The sequence below is a fragment of the Thiolapillus sp. genome (genome assembly GCF_048562965.1).
GTDB classification, from domain to species: Bacteria; Pseudomonadota; Gammaproteobacteria; order Chromatiales; family Chromatiaceae; genus Thiolapillus; species Thiolapillus brandeum_A.
Genome location: NZ_JBHNMF010000449.1, coordinates 1 through 2,689 on the forward strand (window position 1 = coordinate 1; position 2,689 = coordinate 2,689).

The 2,689-nt window shown below is 51.1% G+C and carries 4 protein-coding genes; 1 reads left to right on the forward strand and 3 read right to left on the reverse strand.

Annotated elements, in window-relative coordinates:
• On the reverse strand, positions 1 to 225 hold a 225-nt coding region (locus ACOCD2_RS16180; protein WP_293674793.1), incomplete at its 3' end, for a hypothetical protein.
• A 98-nt stretch (positions 226 to 323) separates the two neighbouring features.
• Between ACOCD2_RS16180 and ACOCD2_RS16185 the strand changes: the two genes are divergently transcribed.
• Complete coding sequence (locus tag ACOCD2_RS16185) at positions 324 to 806, forward strand: hypothetical protein (protein WP_293652474.1); 483 nt, start codon at positions 324 to 326, stop codon at positions 804 to 806.
• A 582-nt stretch (positions 807 to 1,388) separates the two neighbouring features.
• Here the strand turns inward: ACOCD2_RS16185 and ACOCD2_RS16190 are convergent.
• On the reverse strand, positions 1,389 to 2,381 hold the full coding sequence (locus ACOCD2_RS16190) for a hypothetical protein (RefSeq protein ID WP_293680524.1): 993 nt from the start codon (positions 2,379 to 2,381) through the stop codon (positions 1,389 to 1,391).
• 169 nt (positions 2,382 to 2,550) lie between these two features.
• The coding region (locus tag ACOCD2_RS16195; protein ID WP_293647951.1) for a zinc ribbon domain-containing protein at positions 2,551 to 2,689 on the reverse strand (139 nt) is incomplete at its 5' end.

Consider the following 2,689-nt stretch of genomic DNA (forward strand, 5'->3'; position numbering starts at 1 on the left):
CCGAATGGATTCCAAAAGGGGTGCCGCACTTTCCTCGTTGGGAAAATACTCGCTCAGACGATCATAGGGCATCGGTATACCCTGTTCATCGGGCCGCATATCTTTGTAGAAGTGCAGATACAGCTGGCCAACATAATGCCCGGCAGCAGAGTGAAGAATACTTGGCTCACCCACAACCATGATGTCGCCGTTTTCCTGTTTTTGCCCTTCTTTTAGCCAGCGCATTGTTTCCCCGTGTTCCGCGTGTTGACGCAGTAAGTAATAGTGTTATATATACTATAGCAACTTTAACGATTCCTGCGCAATAGCAAGGAGATAGATCGATGAGCAACCCTGTGGACAATACTCCTTTGGATATCAGCATCCTGGAAGAGGTCATGAGCATGCTGAACGAATGGCGTCCGGATGACCCTGATGTTTCTGAAGATGTGCTTAAACAATATGACGATGGTGTTCGGCGCCTAAAGGGCCTGGAGCAAGGGGTGCGGGATATGATCAGGGATAAAGAGATAATTACCCGTTTCGATATGCCTGACACGGTGAAAAAGGTTTTAGTGGTCGCCAGAAGGGTTGAGTTGGTTGACGATGCGGATATCTATGCCCTAGGAGGAAACCACGGTAAAAACTGGAACGCCATGGTTGATGAGATCATGGAGTACGTGGGCGCACGTCGCTATTTGCCGGAAGAACGAGAACGGTGCAGCGCGATTGTATCGGTTGTACAGGAACACTGGCGGGCACACCTACCAGAACAGGGAGTCGTGGCAACAGCTCCTTCTAAACGGCCCCGAACACCCCGTCCATGAACAGGTAACCAAGGAATATAAGGAAACAAGAAAAGGAAAAAAGAAAGCGTGTATTTATGGTAATTAATTCAATAGGATGCGCTATGTTGTGGGAGCAATACCTACCGGCTATGGGAGTTCGCCCTTTCACCCCATTGAGTCGTGGGAGTTCTTCCTACCGCCTTGGGAATAAAACCTACCACGAACAAGGGTGGTTGGGAGTTCTTCCTACCTCCTCGGGAGTAAAACCTACCGGCTAACCTAATGTTTTTGCATAAAATCCCTGTGTTTTCTCATGAAAATCGTATAAAAAATGTACGCTGGGAGTAAAACCTACCGCTTTTGGGAATGAATCCTTCCTGCGGCGGGAGTTCATCCTTCCACCCTGGGAGCAGATCCTTCCGCATTTTCTGTCGCACCATTCCCGTTGAATGGGAGTTCTTCCTACCGCCTCGGGCGCACCCATTTCCTCCGTTTCCGGTTTTTTCATATATAAGCGCGCTAACATGTTGATATTCCGGGATAACAGAGGCCTATGGGAGTAATCCCTACCTGGCTGGCTGGCGCCTTCCCGTGGGTACTGGGAGTAAAACCTTCCTCCCCTTAAATATGCCGCCTCATGTGGGAGCCGATCCTACCTGCAGCTGCTGCTTCCCGAATGTGCTTCTGACGCGCATTCGCAGCCTTCATCATGGAAACAAAATCATGGTGTGGAAATAGCGTGAAAACATAGTCCTTGATTGTTCTTCCGCTAAGCTCGTGGTTTTCCTTGAAATTGTACAGAGTGTTCGAATCCACCAATTCGGACAAGGCCCGCCTCATCGCCTTAACGCGATCCAGCTTGCGCTTGTGATGGAGCAAGCCGCTTTCTGTGTTGATTTCTGAGAACTTAATGGTATGGGTGTTTGTCAGGGAGGCATTGATATACAGGTAAGAGAGTCTGCGAAACAGCCAACGGGCGAGCTGTGAATCATGCTGCATCATCCGGCCATAACTCAACTGGCGGAACGCCAGAGAATGGATGGCCTGGGTGATCGGGCGCGCAAAGTACGCGCAGCACATGGCATCCGGGTCCGTTTCAAGGTCTTCGCGTGAAACCATGGTGAGGCTCGACAAAATGGAATCGGAGTGTGCCCGGTTCTTACCCCGCTTTATCTTAAGGGTACTTTTGACCATGACATCGAGGGCGTGCTTGATTTCACGAATCGAGCGGGTTTTCCCGATGCGCCGGAGTTCCCGTTGAATCATCTTGAGCGAGAATCGAACCAGGGTTTGAGGCTCGTTTCCTTGGCCTTCTACCATGCTGCCAAGGGAAGCATCAAGCAGGAACTTTCTGAGTACGTCTTCAATCAGTTCCTCGGTCGCGGCCGGATAATAAGCGATATCTTCTCCAGTCGGATCCTGGATATACGCCGGGGTGATCTCTACCCGGCATTCTTCGCCCTGATAGTGGAAAGTGTGGGTAACGGTAGGCAGCTTCCCGCTCTTGTCTCGCATGCGGGATTGCTGCCGCAACCCTACGGAGTATTTGGGAATCGAATCCCAAAACATCAATACATTGGAAAGGTCCGAAGAACCGTCTGCTTTGCCAAACACCTGGCGAAACAGGTTCAGCTGCTTTGTTTCCTGATCCTGGCCGTTATCATTCATGGTATTTCCGATCCCCATGGAAATCTAAGGGCAGTATATTCTATTCAGGCGGGGGGAGCGAATTCGGCAGAACGCTGGGGCCAATCAGTTGGGCTCAACAACCAACCGATAGCCATCAAGTTGACATCCTCCCCGCGGCATTGGTATCCGCGTGTTCGGTATGACCACAAGCCTGGCAGTGAAACACCGCCTGGGTGGGCCGGTTGGCCGGGCTGACATGGCCGCAGACCGAACAGGTCTGGCTGGTGTAATGC

Excerpts from the sequence above, each read along its gene's own strand:
- ACOCD2_RS16185 (WP_293652474.1), top strand. The coding sequence starts at position 324 with ATGAGCAACCCTGTGGACAATACTCCTTTGGATATCAGCATCCTGGAA.